This window comes from Pseudomonas sp. (assembly GCF_046581935.1).
Classification (GTDB): Bacteria; Pseudomonadota; Gammaproteobacteria; order Pseudomonadales; family Pseudomonadaceae; genus Aquipseudomonas.
In genome coordinates, this window is sequence record NZ_JAYGFK010000014.1 from 108694 (window position 1) to 126966 (window position 18273).

Consider the following 18273-nt stretch of genomic DNA (forward strand, 5'->3'; position numbering starts at 1 on the left):
AAAGGCGCGGTTTATTCCGCGCCTTTTGTCTTTTTGGGTGGTGTAGCGGAACTTTCTTTCTGCTCACACTGGTCAATACTGGGTGAAGGCTCTGTTTGTGCTGTTTGGGGCTGCCACCATTTTATTTTGCAGACTGTTGTTGTCCTGAACTGATATCCGTAAGGAGAAAGGAATGCTGATTCTGACTCGCCGGGTCGGAGAGACCCTGATGGTGGGTGACGAAGTCACTGTCACCGTGCTGGGCGTTAAAGGTAATCAGGTGCGCATAGGCGTTAATGCGCCTAAAGAAGTTGCTGTGCATCGTGAGGAAATCTACCAGCGCATCCAGAAAGAGAAAGGTGAAGAACCAAGCCACTAATTTTTATCGAAATTTTGGCTTTGCAAACGGGGAAAACATGGTTATTATGCGCCCCGTGTTGCGGAGAGGTGGCCGAGTGGCCGAAGGCGCTCCCCTGCTAAGGGAGTACATCTCAAAAGGGTGTCGGGGGTTCGAATCCCCCCTTCTCCGCCATTATTTAGTGCTGTAGGCGTTGGTGTTTAAAGTCTGCAGTGCAAGCGTTACATGCACTCATAGCTCAGCTGGATAGAGTACTCGGCTACGAACCGAGCGGTCGGAGGTTCGAATCCTCCTGAGTGCACCAAATCGGAATGGCTTGCAGCGATGCAAGCCATTTTGTTTCAGCCAGTGGTGATCTGGTTAAAAAACACCATTTGCACTCATAGCTCAGCTGGATAGAGTACTCGGCTACGAACCGAGCGGTCGGAGGTTCGAATCCTCCTGAGTGCACCAACTTAAGATGACCGGAAGTGATTCAGGTCATTTTGTTTCAGCCAGCGGTGATCTGGTTAAAAAGCACCATTTGCACTCATAGCTCAGCTGGATAGAGTACTCGGCTACGAACCGAGCGGTCGGAGGTTCGAATCCTCCTGAGTGCACCAAACAAGAAAGGCCTGCAGCGATGCAGGCCTTTTTTATGCGCTGAATTTATGGCTTCTTGTTGTGGTTGGCGGCAGGGTGGTTAGCGTTTGGTTTTGCCTTTAACGCAGCCCGTTTCATCAAAGTTGACGTTGCGCTTGTTGCCTTTCTTGCCCAAATAAACGTAGCGGGCCTGGCCGTTCTGTTCTGTGATCTTGTCAGGCTTGCCGAGGCTGCTCTCGACGTCGGCGCGGCTCATACCTAGGCGTATCTGCTGCTTGATAATGGCGGCGCGCCGTTCGCTGCTAGTCAGGTGGTTGCCGCAACCGTCCAGCTTGGCGCCAATCACCGTCAGCTCGGTCCCATCTCTCTTCTTACTCTCTCGGGACTCCTTACTTGGTTTGGCCAGGGGGACTGGTTTGCCGCTGCCTGGTTTTGGGTTGTAGGCCTGTTGCAGGCTTTGGTTGTGCTCATCGGGGCAGCCTTGGCGGGTGAAGGTGATATGGCCGGTGGCGTCCTCACAGCGGAACACGGTTGAGCCGATTGTTTGTAATGGATAAAGCAGCAAAATTGCGCAGCAAGCTGCGCAGTGCAGTCCTCGCATCGTACGTCCTCCATGACGGTTCTTTTAGAAGACTAGTCGATGCCTTTGTGTTCGCCAGGCGTGCCTTGGATTGTGCATGGCTCGTCGCAGCTACAGATGTACGTGCGAACTTAGGTTTGTCTTGCAAGCGCCTGTTCTAGGATCGTTTTTGTCACATGCAAAGCGCCAGGGTGGTGATATCATTTGCCGCGTCAGCCCCGCCGGGGCTTGTGGAATACCACCATGGACTTACCCAGTAGTTATTCTGAATCTCGATTGTGCAATCACGTATTGACTGATTGACCCTCTGTGGCGTGCTCTGCTGCTGGGGGTGGAGCGCGCCATGACTGAAGTAGAAGCAAAAAAACCGCAAGAAAGCCTGCAGGACCGCCTGGCGCAGGTGGTTGAGCTGTTGCATCGGCACAAGCTGGTCGAAGACCTGACGCATCGTCAGGAAGGCTTGAATCACGACCGGGTGGAAAGCCTGGTACATCGGCAGAACCTGGCAGAGTTGCAGCGCAAGCTTGATGAGCTGCACTCCGCCGACGTTGCCCACATTCTTGAAGCCTTGCCGCTAGATGACCGACTGACTATTTGGCAGTTGGTTAAGGTTGAGCGCGATGGCGATATCCTCCTTGAAGTGTCCGATGCGGTTCGTGAAACCCTACTCGCGGACATGGACGATCATGAGATTCTTGCCGCAGCCAAGGACATGGACGCCGACGAGTTGGCTGACCTGGCTTCCGAGCTGCCGCGCGATGTCGTTCATGAGCTGATGGAAACGCTTGATGCGCAGCAGCGTGAGCGGGTGCGCTCGGCATTGTCGTATGAGGAGGATCAGGTTGGCGCGCTGATGGACTTCGAGATGGTTACCATCCGCGAAGATGTCAGCTTGGAAGTTGTGCTGCGCTATCTGCGTCGCCTCAAGGAGTTGCCAGGGCACACCGACAAGCTTTTCGTGGTGGATTACGACGGTGTGCTCAAAGGGGTTTTGCCGGTCAAGCGCCTCTTGGTTAATGACCCGGAAAAACTCGTCAGCGAGGTCATGGCCACTGACCCGGTGAGCTTCCACCCGGATGAGGATGGCTACGACGCCGCTCAGGCGTTCGAGCGCTACGACCTGATTTCTACGCCAGTGGTGGACAAGAACGGCAAGCTGATCGGTCGTTTGACCATCGATGAAATGGTCGACCTGATCCGTGAGGAGAGCGAAAGCGAAGTCCTCAATATGGCCGGTTTGCGTGAGGAAGAAGATATCTTCGCCTCGGTATGGAAATCCCTACGCAACCGCTGGGCCTGGTTGGCAATCAACCTGATAACCGCCTTTATGGCGTCGCGGGTGATTGGTCTCTTCGAAGACTCCATTGCGAAGTTGGTGGCCTTGGCGGCGCTGATGCCAATTGTCGCGGGGATTGGTGGCAATTCGGGTAACCAGACCATCACCATGATTGTGCGTGCCATGGCGCTGGATCAGGTGAGCACCGGTAATACCTCGCGCTTGATTCGCAAGGAATTGGGTGTGGGTTTGGTCAACGGTATCGTCTGGGGTGGCGTGATCGGTGTAGTGGCCTACCTGCTTTATGGCAGTTGGTCGCTGGGTGTGGTGATGACTGCAGCGATGATTCTGAACCTGTTGCTGGCGGCGATGATGGGTGTGCTGATCCCTATGACGTTAGTGCGTCTGGGGCGTGATCCGGCATTAGGTGCCAGTGTGATGATCACGGCTGTTACGGACAGCGGAGGCTTTTTTATCTTCCTGGGGTTGGCCAGTCTGTTTTTGCTTTAGTGAGCCCTGAGCTGCCTAAGTTGCCGATTGGCTGTTGACACAGGCTCGGTGACTGATGGCGGCGATGACGTTTTTTCTACATAAAATGTCTCATTAGTCCGTTCGGGGTTTGCTTCAAACGCTCGTTTCAAGCTAAGGTTCGCCAGCTTTGCCCGGGGTTAGAACCTTGGGCGCTCCTTTCTAATAATTAACGCAGCTCACACGCAGCTGGTAATGGAGCCAAGATGACCCCTGGTGAACTCCTGCTCGAGGGTGTCGAGCTCATGCTATTCGGCCTGGGCTTTGTTTTTCTCTTTCTGATTTTGTTGGTGGTGCTGATCCGCGCTATGTCGTGGGTTATCGAGCGGTTTGCCGCGTCTGCTTCTGCGCCTGCAGTGGCACCATTAGCCGTCAAGTCGACCGCTGCCAATGAGCCGAGTGCAGATGTGCTCGCCGCTATCCAATCCGCTATCCACCAGCACCGCGCTCGCCGCGGGTGAGCCAGGTTCGACAGGGAGTATCTGCATGACTGCCGTAAAACAAGCACTCGGGATTACCGATGTGGTGCTGCGTGACGCCCACCAATCGATTTTGGCTACGCGCGTGCGCCTGGAAGACATGCTGCCAATCGCGCCGAAGCTCGATCAGGTGGGCTTCTGGTCAGTGGAGTCATGGGGTGGGGCGACCTTTGATGCCTGTATTCGTTACTTGGGTGAAGACCCTTGGCAGCGTATTCGCGCGCTGAAAAAGGCCATGCCCAATACGCGTCAACAGATGCTTTTACGCGGTCAGAACCTGCTGGGTTACCGTCACTACGCCGATGACGTGGTGGAAAAGTTCGTTGAGCGCGCTGCGTTTAACGGTGTTGATGTGTTCCGTGTATTCGACGCGATGAATGATCCGCGTAACCTGCAGACCGCGCTTAAAGCGGTCAAGCAGCTGGGTAAACATGCCCAGGGCACGATTTCCTACACCACCAGTCCGGTGCACACCCTGGAGATGTGGGTTGATCTGGCCAAGGAAATTGAGGACATGGGCGCTGATTCCATTGCCATCAAGGACATGGCCGGCATCCTTACCCCGTATACCGCTTTTGAGTTGGTGTCGCGACTCAAGGCCAGTCTGTCTATCCCGATTCATATGCAGTGCCATGCCACGGCAGGGCTGTCGTCTGTCGCTATTCTCAAGGCGGTCGAGGCCGGTATCGATAACGTAGACACGGCTATTTCTTCGCTGTCGATGACCTATGGACACTCACCAACCGAATCGGTGGTGGCCATGTTCCAAGGCACCGAGCGTGATACGGGACTGAATCTTGAATTGCTTGAAGAAATCGCCGCTTACTTCCGTGAAGTACGGAAGAAATACGCGAAATTCGAAGGCAACCTAAAGGGGGTCGACTCGCGCATCCTGGTTGCTCAGGTGCCGGGCGGCATGCTGACCAATATGGAAAGCCAGCTGAAAGAGCAGGGCGCCCAGGACAAATTCGACGAAGTACTGGCGGAAATCCCGCGGGTGCGCGAAGACCTCGGCTTTATCCCGCTGGTAACCCCAACCTCGCAGATCGTTGGCACCCAGGCGGTAATCAATGTGCTCACCGGTGAGCGTTACAAATCGATCACTAAGGAAACCGCCGGTGTGTTGAAAGGCGAATACGGCGCAGCGCCGGCACCTTTCAATAAAGAGCTGCAGGCACGGGTGCTGGATGGGGCCGAAGCGATTACCTGCCGCCCAGCCGATCTGCTTGAAGCAGAGATGGACAAGCTGACGGCCGAACTCAAAAGTATTGCCAAAGAGAAAGGCATCACGCTGGCAGTCGATGAGATTGATGACGTACTGACCTACGCACTGTTCCCGCAGATCGGCCTGAAATTTCTAGAGAATCGCGGTAATCCGGCGGCCTTCGAGCCGATGCCGACCGGCAAGGAAACCCTTGTTCGTGAAGCCGGCAAGCCCGAAGTCTACACCGTAGAAGTGGCTGGCAAGTCCTATGTGGTGCAGGTCAACGAAGGTGGCGATATCGAAGGGCTCAAAGCTGTCGGCGGCGCAGCTTCCGCTGCGCAGGCGGTAGCTGCGCCTGTAGGTGCTGGCGAACCGCAGAATGCCCCGCTGGCCGGCAATATCTTCAAAGTGCTGGTGCAGCCTGGCCTGGCTGTGGAAGAAGGGCAGCTGGTGATCATCCTTGAAGCGATGAAGATGGAAACCGAGATCCGTGCGTTCAAGGCTGGCACCATCGGTGCGGTCAACGTCAAGGTGGGTGATGCAGTGGCGGTGGGCGACAGCCTGCTGACCATCGGTTAAGGGAGCGCGGTAATGGAAAAGCTCCTCAAACTTTGGCATAGCACTGGCCTGTATCACATCGAGGCCGGTCAGCTGTTTATGATCGCGGTGTGCATCCTGCTGATCTACTTGGCGATCAAGAAGGGCTTTGAGCCTTTACTGCTGCTGCCGATTGGTTTTGGCGGTCTGTTGGCCAACATTCCAGTGGCCAACATGGCTCAGGGTGACGGCTTTCTACACATGATCTATGAGGTGGGCTTACCCACCAGTATCTTCCCACTGCTGATTTTTCTCGGTGTCGGGGCGATGACCGACTTCGGGCCAATGCTGGCTAACCCCAAGACCTTGCTACTCGGGGCTGCGGCGCAATTCGGTATCTTCGGTACGCTTATGGGCGCGTTGGCTCTGACAGCGCTGGGTATTCCAGGGTTGGAGTTCACCCTTAAGGAAGCCGCCTCCATTGCGATTATCGGCGGTGCCGACGGGCCTACCTCGATTTTCGTAACCTCCAAGCTGGCTCCGCACTTGCTCGGTCCGATCGCAGTGGCGGCATACGCTTATATGGCGCTGGTGCCGTTGATTCAGCCGCCGATCATGCGTGCGCTGACCACCAAAGACGAGCGTGCCATCGTCATGCAGCAGCTGCGTCCAGTTGGGCAGGCTGAGAAGATCATCTTCCCGATCGTGCTGTGCTTACTGATTGGTTTGCTGCTGCCGGATGCTGCGCCGCTGATCGGAATGTTCGCTCTCGGCAACTTGCTGCGTGAGGCCGGTGTGGTCGAGCGTCTGGCGGATACCTCGCGCAACGCGCTGATCAACATTGTCACTATCTTCCTTGGCCTGACGGTGGGTTCGAAGCTCTCGGCGGACTCGTTCCTGCAATTGAAGACGCTGGGCATTCTCAGTCTGGGTATGGTGGCGTTCTGTGCGGGCACGGCGGCAGGGGTGTTGATGGCCAAGCTGATGAACCTGTTTAGCAGCAACAAAATTAACCCGTTGATTGGTTCGGCTGGGGTGTCTGCGGTGCCAATGGCGGCGCGGGTATCGAACAAGGTTGGGCTTGAGTCCAACCCGCAAAACTTCTTGCTGATGCATGCCATGGGGCCCAACGTGGCCGGGGTGATTGGCTCAGCGGTGGCGGCGGGTGTGCTGCTTAACTTTGTTGGCTGAGTAATCTTCAAAACAAAAAAACCGCCTGAATGGGCGGTTTTTTATGGCCTGTAATCTATGGGGTTGAGCCCGTCGACTGTTTAGTCAGGTCGTCAAAAGCGGATCGCGAGTATTTTACGAGCAGCAAAAAAACCGGCCTAAGCCGGTTTTTCGTTGTGCTGCGCAATCAGGCTTCTTCGCCAGCCATTTCTGCGTCGTGAGCAATCAATGCCACGAGGGCATTTTGCTGGCGGCGCGACAGCTGACGAAAACGCTGCAGCAGCTCACGCTCATGCAGGGATAGCTCGGGGCTATCCAGATGGATATTGAGGTCATCACCCAAAGCGCTTTCCTGGAGCATGCTTTGCTCAAGGCGAGCAATGATCTCCGAGTTCATGCTGCGGTGATGGTTGCGTGCGACATCCGCAATGCGTTCGCGCATGCCATCTGGCAGGCGAACTACAAATTTGTCAGCGGTGCGGCTGGAATAGAGTGCTGGTTTCATAGGGCGCGTACATTAAACCGGTTAGTTTAGGAAAGCGATACTGGCAATGGGCTATAGGATTGTCACCGGTTTGACCGCCTATAGCACTAACCGTTCAGCCAGAAAGCCGCTTCGATGTTGCGTGACTCTACAGTCGTATTGGTCGATAAATTGACGCCAATTACGTGTCACATTTTGCGTTGGATAAAGGCTTTTTGCCAGCACCGATTATCAGAAATGCGCTGTGCTGTGCAAAAGCAGCTAAAACGCTGCCGTGAGCACGAAAAACTTCAAACAATGGTCACGTAAGTGTCATGGCCCATTAATCGGTCTGACACAGGATTTGCCTACCTTGGTCTACACCAGAAGGCGGCTGCCAGCCGTCGTGTAAGCGCCAATATAAAGGAGGCATTCCATGAGCGCAGTGATCCGGGTCGAGAACCTGAACAAGACATTCGGTCGTAAGCAGGCGTTGTTTGATCTGGCACTGTCCGTTGAGCCCGGTGAAATGGTGGCGCTGATCGGTGCTTCGGGCTCTGGTAAGTCGACACTACTGCGCCATGTTGCGGGCCTTGCCTGCTGCAATCGTAGCGGCGGCGGCAGCATTCAGGTATTGGGCCGTGAAGTACAGGCCGAAGGTCGTCTGAATGGTGAGGTACGCCGGCTGCGCGCGGATATTGGTTATATCTTCCAGCAGTTCAACCTGGTCGGTCGTATTAGCGTGTTGCAGAACGTGTTGCTCGGTTGTCTAGGGCGCATTCCGCGCTGGCGTGGCACCTTTGGCCTATTTAGCGCCGAAGAAAAGCAGCAAGCGCTGCAGGCTCTAGCCCGTGTTGGCCTGGCTGATCTGGCGCAACAGCGCGCTTCTACCTTGTCTGGCGGTCAACAGCAGCGTGTGGCAATTGCCCGTGCCTTGTGCCAGCGGGCCAAGGTGATTCTCGCCGATGAGCCAATTGCTTCGCTGGACCCCGAGTCGGCGCGCAAGGTTATGCAGATTCTCGCTGACATCAACCGCGAAGATGGCACCACTGTAGTGGTTACGTTGCATCAAGTTGACTACGCCATGCGTTATTGCCAGCGCGCCGTGGCCCTGAAAGCGGGGCGTATTCATTTCGATGGCGCCGCCGCCGCGCTGCACCCCAACTTCCTTAACGATCTCTATGGTGCCGAGCTTGAAATAGAGCCACTGCCAGTTGAGACAGCGCGCCGGACGCGCACGCCAAAAATACCGCTGACTTTGGCCAAGGCCTGAGTTGAGCTCTCTGTTATGCCAATCCCTGTATGTCCATCTGCACTAGGAGTGCTTTGCATGTTCAAACGTATCAGTCGCGTTCTCGTCGCGTCCACGCTGCTGGCCGGCTCGGTTTTGGGCGCTGCTCAGGCCGCTGAGCAGGAAATCAACTTTGGCATCATCTCCACCGAGTCGTCGCAAAACCTGAAAACCATGTGGGACCCCTTCCTGGCAGACATGAGCAAGCAGACTGGGCTGAAGATCAAGCCCTTCTTCGCGCCTGACTATGCCGGGATCATCCAGGGCATGCGTTTCGACAAGGTCGACATGGCCTGGTATGGCAACAAGGCAGCCATGGAAGCCGTGGACCGTGCCGGTGGCGAGGTGTTTGCCCAGACTGTTGCCGCCAACGGCGCGCAGGGCTATTACAGCCTGATGGTGGCGCACAAGGACAGCCCGATCAATTCGATCGAAGACATGCTGAAAAACGCCAAGAATCTGACCTTCGCCAACGGCGACCCAAACTCCACCTCGGGTTACCTGGTGCCGGGCTATTACGTGTTCGCCAAGAACAACGTGGATGCCAACAAGATCTTCAAGCGTTCGCTTAACGGTAGCCATGAAGTCAACGCGCTGTCGGTGGCCAACAAGCAGGTCGATGTCGGCACCTTCAACAGCGAAGGCATGGAGCGTCTTGAAGTGACCGCTCCGGACAAAGCCGCCCAACTGAAAGTGATCTGGACCTCGCCGCTGATCCCGTCTGATCCGCTGGTATGGCGCAAGAACCTGGATGACGCGACCAAGAACAAGCTGCGCGATTTTTTCATGAGCTACGGCGACAAGCCGGCTGAGCTGAAGGTGCTGGAAGGTCTGCAGTGGGCCAAGTTCAAGGCATCTGATGACGATCAACTGCTACCGATCCGCCAGTTGGAACTGTTCAAGAAGCGCAGCGAAGTAGCCAACAACGACAAGCTCAAGGCAGCCGACAAGCAGGCACAGCTCAAAGAGCTGGATGCCGAGCTGGCCAAGTTGGAAAAGCGTCTGGCTGAAATCGCCCAGAACAACCCGGCAAGCGCTGGTTAATTGCCGCCAGCGCCCCGCTCAGTTTAGCGGGGCGCTCTGTTCTGCCGCTTTATTCGAGATGTTGTTATGACCACTTTGACTAGCGTGCCACCGGCAGATTTACCCGCCAAGCGTTCCTGGATGCAGCTGATTGGCTGGGGGTTGTTCCTTGCCGTACTGGCCTGGTCCTGGCACGGCGCGGAGATGAATCCGCTTGGCCTGATCCGCGACTCCGGCAACATGGCAACCTTTGCTGCGGACTTTTTTCCGCCAGATTTCAGTAACTGGGAGCTGTACCTCAAGGAAATGGTCGTCACCGTGCAGATCGCCCTCTGGGGCACCGTGCTGGCGATTATCTGCGCGATTCCTTTAGGCATTCTCTGCTCGGAAAACATCGTGCCGTGGTGGGTTTATCAGCCCATTCGCCGGGTGATGGATGCCTGCCGTTCAATCAACGAAATGGTCTTCGCCATGCTCTTCGTGGTGGCGGTTGGTTTGGGGCCATTCGCGGGTGTGCTGGCGCTGTTTATTGGCACCACTGGGGTGCTGGCCAAGCTGTTCGCTGAGGCCGTTGAGGCGATTGATCCTGGCCCGGTAGAAGGCGTGCGCGCCACGGGTGCCAGTGCGCTGCAAGAAGTGATCTACGGGGTGATCCCGCAAGTCCTGCCGTTGTGGATTTCCTACTCGCTGTACCGCTTCGAGTCCAACGTGCGTTCGGCCACCGTGGTCGGCATGGTCGGGGCGGGCGGTATCGGGGTGATTCTCTGGGAAGCGATTCGCGGCTTCCAGTTCGCCCAAACCTGCGCCTTGCTGTTGGTGATCATCATGGTGGTGAGCGTGCTCGACATCATTTCTCAGCGCTTGCGTAAGCAATTTATCTGATTGGAGCCGGGTGCCTACGGGCGCCCGTTTTAAACCATGCACTTGTCTAGACAACCCGAGCCGCTGTACCGCGAACTGGCCGCCGTTTTGCGCGATGAGCTGCAGCGCATGAGCCCCGGTGACTACCTGCCAGCCGAGGTGCAGTTGGCTGCGCGCTTTGCGGTTAACCGCCACACCTTGCGTCGTGCGGTGGATGAGTTGGTGCTGGAAGGCCGCCTGCTGCGCCAGCAGGGCAAGGGCACGCGGGTGCTGGCCAAACCGCTGATCTACCCGATGCAGGCCGGCAGCGCCTATAGCGCTTCGCTCTCGGCGCTCGGTCACAAGGTCGAGGCGCAATTGCTGGAGAGCCGCTTGCGCCCGGCCGGTTGTGAAGAACGCGAATATTTGCAGCTCGCCAGTGGTGCGCAGTTGCTGGAGCTGAGCACCTTGCGCCTCATCGAGGGCCAGCCCGTCAGCCTGATTCGCCACGCCTTCAGCACCGCACATAGCGAGCTGCTCGCCGACTATCAGGGCGGCTCGCTGCGCCAGTACCTCAGCCAGAGTGGCTTGCCGTTGACTCGCACCTTTAGCTTGATCGGTGCGCGCCTGCCCAGCCGTGAGGAAGCCGCCCGGCTGTTGATGCCCAGACATGCGCCGCTACTCAGCGTGCAAACCCTTTCCTGCGATCTGGCCGGGCGGCCGGTGGAGCTGTCGTTATCGACCAGCCGCGCCGACCGTTTTCAGTACCAGCTCGCCCTTTGATGGAGGCTTGTTGATGAGCCGCGCAATACCGCAAAGCAACTTGCTGCACAGCGATCCGCACATCGCCACCCGTCAGCGCTGGATGGGCGTACTCGCCCGTGCTGGCACTGGCTTAGCGGCCTATGAGTCGGCCTTGAAAGAGAGCGAGTATCGCCTGATTCGCGCCCCGGAAATCGGCATGACCTTAGTGCGCGGGCGCATGGGCGGTACTGGCAGCCCGTTCAACCTCGGTGAAATGAGCGTGACCCGTTGCGTGGTGCGCCTTGCCGATGGCCGCACCGGTTACAGCTACGTGGCTGGCCGCGACAAGCAGCACGCCGAACTGGCGGCCCTGGCCGACGCGCATTTGCAGGGTCCCGAGCAACCACATTGGCTCAGTCGCTTGATCGAACCCTTGGCGGCCGTACAGCAGGCGCAACAGGCGGCCAAGGCCGCTGAAACCGCAACCACCCAAGTGGAATTTTTCACCCTGGTCAGAGGAGAAGACTGATGAACGCGGCGAATAGCTCGCAATGGCTGCAACCGGCGTTTAACGACCCGGTATTGGATGCGCAGACCAGTTTCCGCAGTGCCCTCAAGGCCCTCGCCGAACCGGGCCTAGTGCAACCGCTGAACCGCGCCCTGGCCCTGGAAAACCTGCACCCGGCGACTTACGCCCTGTGCCTGGCCTTTCTCGATGGCGATACACCGCTGTGGCTGGCACCGTGCTTCGACACCCCGGCGATTCGCGCCAACCTGTCGTTCCACTGTGGCTGTCCGATTGTCGCCGAGCGCGAGCTGGCGCTGTTTGCCCTGCTCGATGAACACGAGTTGACCGACCTGTCGGATTTCGACAATGGCAGCGAGCGCTACCCGGATCAGTCCTGCACCTTGCTGATTCAGCTTGAGGCGCTGAGTGGTGGTGAGTCCTTGCGTTGGCGCGGACCGGGGATCAAGGACGTGCGCTGCGTCGAGTTACCGTTGCCGGCGGTGTTCTGGCAGCAGCGTCAGGCGCGCAGTGCCTTTCCCCGTGGTCTGGATGCCTTCTTCGCTTTCGCTGAGCAGGTCATCGGCCTGCCGCGCAGCACTCACGTGCTGCTCAACGCCGAGGAGGCTGCCTAATGTACGTTGCCGTCAAAGGTGGCGAGCGCGCCATCGACAATGCCCATTTGCTGCTGGCTAAGAAACGCCGTGGCGATACGGCGATTCCCGAGCTCAGCGTTGAGCAAGTACGCGAGCAGATGCCGCTGGCAGTGGCTCGGGTGATGAGCGAAGGCTCGCTGTACGACCCGCAACTGGCGGCGCTGGCGATCAAGCAGGCGGCTGGCGACTTGATGGAAGCGATATTCCTGCTACGTGCCTACCGCACCACGCTGCCACGCTTCGGTGCCAGTGCCGCGCTGGAGACCACGCAGATGCAGCTGAGCCGGCGTATATCCGCGACCTTCAAGGATTTGCCCGGTGGCCAGTTGCTCGGCCCGACCTTCGACTACAGCCATCGTCTGCTGGATTTCGCTTTGCTGGCCGAAGGCGAGCAGCCGGGGCCACAGGTTGATTCGCAAGCTGAACTGTCGGCCTGCCCTCGGGTGCTGGACTTTCTCGCTGACGAAGGCCTGATGACCCGTGAAGTGGACGATGGCGGCGCGGTGCCGGATATCACCCGTGAGCCGCTGGATTTTCCCGCTAACCGTGCTCAGCGCTTGCAGGCGCTGGCTCGTGGCGATGAAGGCTTCCTCCTTGCGCTGGGCTATTCCACTCAGCGCGGTTACGGACGCAATCACCCGTTTGCCGGGGAGATTCGCATTGGTGAGGTCGAAGTTTGGCTAGAGCCGGAAGAACTCGGTTTTGCCGTACCGCTGGGCGATATCGAGGTGACCGAGTGCGAGATGGTCAACCAGTTCGTCGGCGGTAAGGGCCTCGATGCGCAGTTCACCCGTGGCTACGGCCTAGCCTTCGGTTATGCCGAGCGCAAGGCCATGGGCATGGCGCTGGTCGACCGTTCGCTGCGCGCCGCTGAGTACGCTGAAGAAGTCGACGGCCCGGCGCAGCAGGAAGAGTTTGTGCTGATGCACTGCGACAACGTCGAGGCGGCGGGCTTCGTCTCGCACCTGAAATTGCCGCACTACGTCGACTTCCAATCCGAGCTGGAGCTGATCCGCAAACTGCGCAAGCAGCAAGGTGAGCAGCCCGCCGCCGAGGAGCAACGCGCATGAATGCCCAGGCCCAAACGCAGTATGCAACTGAGGTTGGCTATAACTTTGCCTACCTCGATGAACAGACCAAACGCATGATCCGCCGTGGCCTGCTCAAGGCTGTGGCCATCCCCGGTTACCAGATGCCATTCGGTGGTCGCGAAATGCCGCTGCCCTATGGCTGGGGCACCGGCGGCATGCAACTGACCGCCGCGATTATCGGTGCTGACGATGTGCTCAAGGTGATTGATCAGGGCGCGGATGACACCACCAACGCCGTGTCGATCCGGCGCTTCTTTGCCCGCACGGCCGGGGTGAAAACCACCACCCGCACGCCCGAAGCGACGGTGATCCAGACCCGCCACCGCATTCCGGAAACGCCGCTGAGTAATGATCAGATCATGGTCTATCAGGTGCCGATTCCTGAGCCGCTGCGCTTTATCGAACCGTCGGAAACCGAGACCCGCACCATGCATGCGCTGGAGGATTACGGCGTGATGCACGTCAAGCTGTACGAGGACATCGCCACCTTCGGCCATATCGCCACCAGTTACGCCTACCCGGTGACGGTGGATGAACGCTACGTGATGGACCCTTCGCCGATCCCCAAATTCGACAACCCCAAGCTGCACATGAGCCCGGCGCTGATGCTGTTCGGTGCCGGCCGTGAGAAGCGCCTGTATGCCGTGCCGCCGTACACCCGGGTGGTGAGTCTGGACTTCGCAGATCACCCGTTCGAGATCCAGCGTTGGGACGAATGCTGCGCCTTCTGCGGTAGCCACGATTCCTACCTGGACGAGCTGATTGTCGACGACGCCGGCAGCAAGCGCTTTGTCTGTTCCGACACCGATTACTGCATGCAACGCCAAGACCTTGCAGAGGAGGGCGCGCAATGAATGCTGCTGAGAAGTTGCACCTGCACAACGATACGGCGCAGCCGCTGTTCAGCGTGCGTGACCTGACCCGCTTGTATGGGCTGGAGAAGGGCTGCCAGGGCGTGTCGTTCGATCTGTATCCGGGCGAGGTGCTGGGCATTGTCGGTGAGTCCGGTTCGGGCAAGTCGACCTTGCTCAGCTTGCTCTCCGGGCGATGCCCGCCGGATCGCGGCACGGTCAGCTACCGCGACACTGAGGGGCGTCTGGTCGATCTGTACAGCGCCAGCGAAGCGCAACGGCGCACCTTGTTGCGCACCGAATGGGGGTTTGTCGAGCAGAACCCGCGTGACGGCCTGCGTATGGGCGTATCGGCCGGCGCCAATATCGGCGAGCGGCTGATGGCCCAAGGCGTGCGCCATTACGGCGAGCTGCGCGCGGCCGGCATCGACTGGCTGAAGCAGGTGGAGATCGATCCGCAGCGTATCGACGACCTGCCGCGCACCTTCTCCGGTGGCATGCAGCAGCGTTTGCAAATCGCCCGCAACCTGGTCTCCAGCCCACGGCTGATATTCATGGATGAGCCGACTGGCGGCCTCGACGTGTCGGTGCAGGCGCGCCTGCTCGACCTGTTGCGCGGCCTGGTGCGTGAACTGGATCTGGCGGTGGTGATCGTCACCCATGACCTGGCCGTGGCGCGCTTGCTGGCCGACCGGCTGATGGTGATGCGCCGCTCCCACGTGGTCGAGGCCGGCCTGACTGACCAGATTCTTGATGACCCGCAGCATCCCTATTCGCAGTTGCTGGTGTCGTCCGTTCTGCAGCCCTAAAGCGCTTTGTAGCCCGGATGCAATCCGGGGGCGGTACATGCCAAATCCCCGGATTGCATCCGGGCTACGAATCAAGATGAGGTAAGTCATGAATACGCTTATCGAGGTCTCTGGCCTCAGCAAGACCTTTACCCTGCATCAGCAGCATGGAGTGGTGCTGAATGTATTGAGCGGGCTGAATTTCAGTGTGTGTGCCGGCGAGTGCCTGGTGCTGCATGGCCAATCCGGGGCGGGTAAGTCGACTTTACTGCGCACCCTGTACGGCAACTACCTGGCCGCTGGCGGCAGCATTCGCATGCGCCACGACGGCGCTTGGGTTGATCTGGTCGGGGCTGAGCCGCGCCAGGTGCTGGCGGTGCGCCGGCAGACCCTGGGCTACGTCAGCCAGTTTCTCCGAGTGATCCCCCGCGTCGCGACCCTGGATGTAGTGATGGAACCGGCCCTGGCCCGTGGCTGGAGCAAGGCGGCTGCACAAGCTCGGGCGAAAAGTTTGCTGAGTCGCCTGAATATCCCGCAAGCCCTGTGGCAACTCGCACCAGGCACCTTTTCCGGCGGCGAGCAGCAGCGGGTGAATATCGCTCGCGGCTTTATGGTCGATTGGCCGCTGATGTTATTGGATGAGCCAACGGCCTCGCTGGATGACGCCAACCGTCAGGTGGTGCTGGAGCTGATCAACGAAGCTAAAGCGGCAGGCAGCGCATTAATCGGCATCTTCCACGATCGTGCCGCGCGCGAGGCGGTGGCGGATCGTTTCCTCGATATGACCCCGGATGCAGCATCCACGCAGGAGTACATCTATGCCGGCTGAACAGATATTAACCAATGCGCGGGTAGTGATGGCCGAACGTGAGTTTGTCGGCACCCTGGTGTTGCGTGATGGTTTGATTGCCCAGGTGGAAGAGGGCAACAGTGGTTTGCCGCAGGCCATCGATCTTGCCGGCGATTACCTGCTGCCCGGCCTGGTCGAGCTGCACACCGACAACCTGGAAAAATACATGAGCCCGCGTCCGGGTGTGGATTGGCCGTCCACTTCGGCCGTGCTAACCCACGATGCGCAGATCGTGTCGGCCGGGATCACCACCGTGTTCGATGCCCTGTCGATTGGCGATATCAACCCGCGCGGCAAGCGCATGCAACAGTTGCCAGCCATGTTGGAGGCTATCGCCCAAGTCACAGCAAACGGGCATGCCCGTGCCGATCACCGCCTGCACCTGCGCTGCGAGCTGTGCCATCCCGATACCCTAGCGGTGTTCCGTGATCTGGTGGAAAACCCGCTGGTACAACTGGTCTCGGTGATGGATCACTCGCCAGGCCAGCGCCAGTTCGCCAAGGAGGACAAGTACCGTGAGTACTACATGGGCAAGTACCACTTGAGCAGCGCCGAGATGGATGCGTTCATCAAGGAGCAGATGGCCAACTCCATCGAGTTCAGTGATCGGCACCGCCGCGCCATCGTCGAGGATTGCCACATGCGCGGGCTGTCGGTGGCCAGCCATGATGATGCGACCTTGGCCCATGTGCAGGAGTCGGCGGGTTATGGCATGTCTATCGCCGAGTTCCCCACCACCCTGGAGGCCGCCAAGGCCAGCCACGAACTCGGCTTGAAGGTGTTGATGGGCGCGCCGAATATCGTGCGTGGCGGCTCGCACTCGGGCAATATCGCAGCCGCCGACCTGGCCCAGCATGAAGTGTTGGATATTCTCTCCAGCGACTACTATCCCGCCAGCCTGCTGCAGGCGGCTTTTATGTTGGCAGCGCAAGACAACGACTATGATCTGCCTCGGGCGATTGCTACCGTCAGCCGCCTGCCGGCACATGCCGCCGGGCTGCATGATCGCGGGGAGATTCGCGTTGGTCTGCGCGCCGATCTGCTGCAGGCAAAGCTGCATGAGGGGCAGGCGGTGATCCAGCAAGTCTGGCGACAAGCACATAGGGTGTTCTGATGAGCGGCCGGTTGATCTATCTGATGGGGCCTTCGGGCTCGGGCAAGGACAGCCTGTTGGATGCCGCGCGTGAGCGCTTGGCTGAGCGTGATTGCCTGATCGCCCGACGGGTGATTACCCGCTCGGCGGAAGCGGTCGGTGAGGATGCCATTGGCGTGACCTCGGCCGAGTTCGACCAGCAGGAAGCAGCCGGTGGCTTCGCCCTGAGTTGGCGGGCCAACGATCTGGCCTATGGCATCCCCCAGCAGATCGATGACTGGCTGGCGGCGGGGCAGGATGTGCTGGTTAATGGCTCGCGGGCCTACTTGCCAGAGGCCCGGCTGCGCTATCCCGACTTGATTGGCGTATTGCTCACGGTCGAGCCAGCGGTGTTGCGTGAGCGCTTGCTCAGGCGTGGTCGTGAAAGCATTGAGCAGATTGAGCAGCGTCTGGCACGTAATGCCCAGTTCGACGCTGCAGCCGCCGAATGTGATGGCCTGCATCTGTTGGATAACTCGGCATCGATTGAGCACGCGCGCGACAACCTGCTAATGCTGATCGGTGCCAGTCGCACATGCGCTTAACGCTGTTGGGCACCGGCGATGCGCGGCAGGTGCCGGTGTATAACTGCAGTTGCCCAGCCTGCGACAGTGCGCGGGTGTATCCGGCCCGCCGGCGTGGCCCCTGCTGCGCGTTGATTGAATGCGGCGCGCAGCGCTGGCTGGTCGACTCGGGCCTGACCGATCTGTGCGAACGCTTCGCGCCGCATAGCCTGACCGGCATTCTGCAAACCCACTACCACGCCGACCACGCTCAGGGCTTGCTGCACTTGCGCTGGGGCCAGGGGCTGATTATCCCGGTACATGGCCCGGATGACCCTGAAGGGCTTGCCGACCTGTATAAGCACCCCGGCATTCTTGATTTCAGCCAGCCGTTTGCGGCGTTCGAGCGGCGGCAGTTGGGCGAGTTGCGCGTCACGGCGCTGCCGCTCAATCACTCCAAGCTGACCTTTGGCTACCTCATTGAAGGTGACGGCCGACGCATCGCCTACCTCACCGACACTCTCGGCGTACCAGACGCCAGCGCCGCAGTGCTGCGCCAACAACCGCTGGATCTGCTGGTGCTGGACTGCTCCACTGCGCCGCAAGCTGTCGCGCCACGCAATCACAATGACCTAACCCGCGCCCTGCAGGTGGTTGAGCAACTGCAGCCGCAGCAGACCGTACTAACCCATATTGGCCACAGCTTTGATACTTGGCTGCTAGACAACCCCTATGCCTTGCCGGCTGGGGTTAGCCTGGCTTTTGATGGGCAGGTGTTATGAATAAGCAGGCGCAGGCTGCATGCGTAGGGTGGGTTAGCCGCCTGCCGCGCTTATCAGGCAT

At 58.8% G+C, this 18273-nt stretch carries 20 protein-coding genes and 4 tRNA genes; 22 read left to right on the top strand and 2 right to left on the bottom strand.

Annotated features, from left to right (window positions below; genetic code table 11):
* Positions 1-172: 172 nt before the first annotated feature.
* From csrA to VCA57_RS11325, 5 genes are all read left to right on the top strand, one after another.
* Positions 173-358: a carbon storage regulator CsrA gene (gene csrA / locus VCA57_RS11305; RefSeq protein WP_025165378.1), complete on the top strand. Its 186-nt coding sequence runs from the start codon at positions 173-175 to the stop codon at positions 356-358.
* 62 nt (positions 359-420) lie between these two features.
* Positions 421-511 (top strand) — tRNA-Ser (locus VCA57_RS11310).
* A gap of 53 nt (positions 512-564) precedes the next feature.
* Positions 565-641, top strand: a tRNA-Arg gene (locus tag VCA57_RS11315).
* A gap of 72 nt (positions 642-713) precedes the next feature.
* Positions 714-790, top strand: a tRNA-Arg gene (locus tag VCA57_RS11320).
* Positions 791-862: 72 nt separating this feature from the next.
* A tRNA-Arg gene (locus VCA57_RS11325) sits at positions 863-939 on the top strand.
* 80 nt (positions 940-1019) lie between these two features.
* Here the strand turns inward: VCA57_RS11325 and VCA57_RS11330 are convergent.
* Positions 1020-1520 carry a DUF4124 domain-containing protein gene (locus VCA57_RS11330; protein WP_411185124.1) on the bottom strand — a complete coding sequence of 167 codons (501 nt, stop codon included), beginning with the start codon at positions 1518-1520 and terminating at the stop codon, positions 1020-1022.
* Positions 1521-1842: 322 nt separating this feature from the next.
* Here VCA57_RS11330 and mgtE point away from each other — a divergent pair, with 322 nt between their 5' ends.
* The 4 genes from mgtE to VCA57_RS11350 all read left to right on the top strand — a co-directional run bounded on the left by mgtE (position 1843) and on the right by VCA57_RS11350 (position 6714).
* Positions 1843-3285, top strand: a complete 1443-nt coding sequence (gene mgtE, locus VCA57_RS11335; protein ID WP_411185125.1) for a magnesium transporter — start codon at positions 1843-1845, stop codon at positions 3283-3285.
* Between the two features lie 224 nt (positions 3286-3509).
* The gene (locus VCA57_RS11340; RefSeq protein ID WP_411185126.1) at positions 3510-3764 is read left to right on the top strand and encodes an OadG family protein; all 255 of its coding nucleotides are present in this window, start codon (positions 3510-3512) and stop codon (positions 3762-3764) included.
* Positions 3765-3789: 25 nt separating this feature from the next.
* The gene (gene oadA, locus VCA57_RS11345; protein WP_411185127.1) at positions 3790-5565 is read left to right on the top strand and encodes a sodium-extruding oxaloacetate decarboxylase subunit alpha; all 1776 of its coding nucleotides are present in this window, start codon (positions 3790-3792) and stop codon (positions 5563-5565) included.
* A 12-nt stretch (positions 5566-5577) separates the two neighbouring features.
* Positions 5578-6714: a sodium ion-translocating decarboxylase subunit beta gene (locus VCA57_RS11350; RefSeq protein WP_411185128.1), complete on the top strand. Its 1137-nt coding sequence runs from the start codon at positions 5578-5580 to the stop codon at positions 6712-6714.
* A 166-nt stretch (positions 6715-6880) separates the two neighbouring features.
* On the opposite strand, the gene VCA57_RS11355 is transcribed toward VCA57_RS11350, so the two are convergent.
* Positions 6881-7198 carry an Arc family DNA-binding protein gene (locus tag VCA57_RS11355; protein ID WP_411185129.1) on the bottom strand — a complete coding sequence of 106 codons (318 nt, stop codon included), beginning with the start codon at positions 7196-7198 and terminating at the stop codon, positions 6881-6883.
* Positions 7199-7592: 394 nt separating this feature from the next.
* Here VCA57_RS11355 and phnC point away from each other — a divergent pair, with 394 nt between their 5' ends.
* The 13 genes from phnC (at position 7593) to phnP (ending at position 18212) form a co-directional block, all read left to right on the top strand.
* Entirely contained in the window at positions 7593-8429 is an 837-nt protein-coding gene (phnC, locus tag VCA57_RS11360; RefSeq protein ID WP_411185130.1) for a phosphonate ABC transporter ATP-binding protein, read from the top strand.
* Between the two features lie 57 nt (positions 8430-8486).
* Positions 8487-9491, top strand: coding sequence for a phosphonate ABC transporter substrate-binding protein (phnD, locus tag VCA57_RS11365; protein ID WP_411185131.1), 1005 nt, complete (start codon positions 8487-8489; stop codon positions 9489-9491).
* Positions 9492-9557: 66 nt separating this feature from the next.
* A complete protein-coding gene (gene phnE, locus VCA57_RS11370; protein WP_411185132.1) occupies positions 9558-10352 on the top strand; it encodes a phosphonate ABC transporter, permease protein PhnE in 795 nt (264 codons plus the stop codon).
* 36 nt (positions 10353-10388) lie between these two features.
* Entirely contained in the window at positions 10389-11093 is a 705-nt protein-coding gene (phnF, locus tag VCA57_RS11375; RefSeq protein ID WP_411185133.1) for a phosphonate metabolism transcriptional regulator PhnF, read from the top strand.
* A 43-nt stretch (positions 11094-11136) separates the two neighbouring features.
* Positions 11137-11583, top strand: coding sequence for a phosphonate C-P lyase system protein PhnG (gene phnG, locus VCA57_RS11380; RefSeq protein WP_411185514.1), 447 nt, complete (start codon positions 11137-11139; stop codon positions 11581-11583).
* On the top strand, positions 11583-12194 hold the full coding sequence (phnH, locus tag VCA57_RS11385) for a phosphonate C-P lyase system protein PhnH (RefSeq protein ID WP_411185134.1): 612 nt from the start codon (positions 11583-11585) through the stop codon (positions 12192-12194). The genes phnG and phnH overlap by 1 nt, the downstream gene beginning before the upstream one ends.
* The gene (locus tag VCA57_RS11390) at positions 12194-13285 is read left to right on the top strand and encodes a carbon-phosphorus lyase complex subunit PhnI (protein ID WP_411185135.1); all 1092 of its coding nucleotides are present in this window, start codon (positions 12194-12196) and stop codon (positions 13283-13285) included. The genes phnH and VCA57_RS11390 overlap by 1 nt, the downstream gene beginning before the upstream one ends.
* Positions 13282-14160 carry an alpha-D-ribose 1-methylphosphonate 5-phosphate C-P-lyase PhnJ gene (locus VCA57_RS11395; protein WP_411185136.1) on the top strand — a complete coding sequence of 293 codons (879 nt, stop codon included), beginning with the start codon at positions 13282-13284 and terminating at the stop codon, positions 14158-14160. Before VCA57_RS11390 ends, VCA57_RS11395 begins: the two co-directional genes overlap by 4 nt.
* Complete coding sequence (gene phnK / locus VCA57_RS11400) at positions 14157-14966, top strand: phosphonate C-P lyase system protein PhnK (RefSeq protein ID WP_411185137.1); 810 nt, start codon at positions 14157-14159, stop codon at positions 14964-14966. The genes VCA57_RS11395 and phnK overlap by 4 nt, the downstream gene beginning before the upstream one ends.
* 88 nt (positions 14967-15054) lie before the next feature.
* Positions 15055-15774 carry a phosphonate C-P lyase system protein PhnL gene (gene phnL / locus VCA57_RS11405; RefSeq protein ID WP_411185138.1) on the top strand — a complete coding sequence of 240 codons (720 nt, stop codon included), beginning with the start codon at positions 15055-15057 and terminating at the stop codon, positions 15772-15774.
* Complete coding sequence (locus VCA57_RS11410; RefSeq protein ID WP_411185139.1) at positions 15764-16909, top strand: alpha-D-ribose 1-methylphosphonate 5-triphosphate diphosphatase; 1146 nt, start codon at positions 15764-15766, stop codon at positions 16907-16909. The genes phnL and VCA57_RS11410 overlap by 11 nt, the downstream gene beginning before the upstream one ends.
* Positions 16909-17472 (top strand): phosphonate metabolism protein/1,5-bisphosphokinase (PRPP-forming) PhnN, encoded by a 564-nt coding sequence (gene phnN / locus VCA57_RS11415; protein WP_411185140.1) that lies wholly within the window; start codon positions 16909-16911, stop codon positions 17470-17472. Before VCA57_RS11410 ends, phnN begins: the two co-directional genes overlap by 1 nt.
* Positions 17463-18212, top strand: coding sequence for a phosphonate metabolism protein PhnP (gene phnP / locus VCA57_RS11420; RefSeq protein ID WP_411185141.1), 750 nt, complete (start codon positions 17463-17465; stop codon positions 18210-18212). Before phnN ends, phnP begins: the two co-directional genes overlap by 10 nt.
* Positions 18213-18273 lie beyond the last annotated feature (61 nt).

What these genes read in the sequence shown, in the direction of transcription:
- csrA (WP_025165378.1), top strand. Translation starts at nt 173, where the DNA reads ATGCTGATTCTGACTCGCCGGGTCGGAGAGACCCTGATGGTGGGTGAC.
- VCA57_RS11330 (WP_411185124.1), bottom strand. Translation starts at nt 1,520, where the DNA reads ATGCGAGGACTGCACTGCGCAGCTTGCTGCGCAATTTTGCTGCTTTAT.
- mgtE (WP_411185125.1), top strand. Translation starts at nt 1,843, where the DNA reads ATGACTGAAGTAGAAGCAAAAAAACCGCAAGAAAGCCTGCAGGACCGC.
- VCA57_RS11340 (WP_411185126.1), top strand. Translation starts at nt 3,510, where the DNA reads ATGACCCCTGGTGAACTCCTGCTCGAGGGTGTCGAGCTCATGCTATTC.
- oadA (WP_411185127.1), top strand. Translation starts at nt 3,790, where the DNA reads ATGACTGCCGTAAAACAAGCACTCGGGATTACCGATGTGGTGCTGCGT.
- VCA57_RS11350 (WP_411185128.1), top strand. Translation starts at nt 5,578, where the DNA reads ATGGAAAAGCTCCTCAAACTTTGGCATAGCACTGGCCTGTATCACATC.
- VCA57_RS11355 (WP_411185129.1), bottom strand. Translation starts at nt 7,198, where the DNA reads ATGAAACCAGCACTCTATTCCAGCCGCACCGCTGACAAATTTGTAGTT.
- phnC (WP_411185130.1), top strand. Translation starts at nt 7,593, where the DNA reads ATGAGCGCAGTGATCCGGGTCGAGAACCTGAACAAGACATTCGGTCGT.
- phnD (WP_411185131.1), top strand. Translation starts at nt 8,487, where the DNA reads ATGTTCAAACGTATCAGTCGCGTTCTCGTCGCGTCCACGCTGCTGGCC.
- phnE (WP_411185132.1), top strand. Translation starts at nt 9,558, where the DNA reads ATGACCACTTTGACTAGCGTGCCACCGGCAGATTTACCCGCCAAGCGT.
- phnF (WP_411185133.1), top strand. Translation starts at nt 10,389, where the DNA reads ATGCACTTGTCTAGACAACCCGAGCCGCTGTACCGCGAACTGGCCGCC.
- phnH (WP_411185134.1), top strand. Translation starts at nt 11,583, where the DNA reads ATGAACGCGGCGAATAGCTCGCAATGGCTGCAACCGGCGTTTAACGAC.
- VCA57_RS11390 (WP_411185135.1), top strand. Translation starts at nt 12,194, where the DNA reads ATGTACGTTGCCGTCAAAGGTGGCGAGCGCGCCATCGACAATGCCCAT.
- VCA57_RS11395 (WP_411185136.1), top strand. Translation starts at nt 13,282, where the DNA reads ATGAATGCCCAGGCCCAAACGCAGTATGCAACTGAGGTTGGCTATAAC.
- phnK (WP_411185137.1), top strand. Translation starts at nt 14,157, where the DNA reads ATGAATGCTGCTGAGAAGTTGCACCTGCACAACGATACGGCGCAGCCG.
- phnL (WP_411185138.1), top strand. Translation starts at nt 15,055, where the DNA reads ATGAATACGCTTATCGAGGTCTCTGGCCTCAGCAAGACCTTTACCCTG.
- VCA57_RS11410 (WP_411185139.1), top strand. Translation starts at nt 15,764, where the DNA reads ATGCCGGCTGAACAGATATTAACCAATGCGCGGGTAGTGATGGCCGAA.
- phnN (WP_411185140.1), top strand. Translation starts at nt 16,909, where the DNA reads ATGAGCGGCCGGTTGATCTATCTGATGGGGCCTTCGGGCTCGGGCAAG.
- phnP (WP_411185141.1), top strand. Translation starts at nt 17,463, where the DNA reads ATGCGCTTAACGCTGTTGGGCACCGGCGATGCGCGGCAGGTGCCGGTG.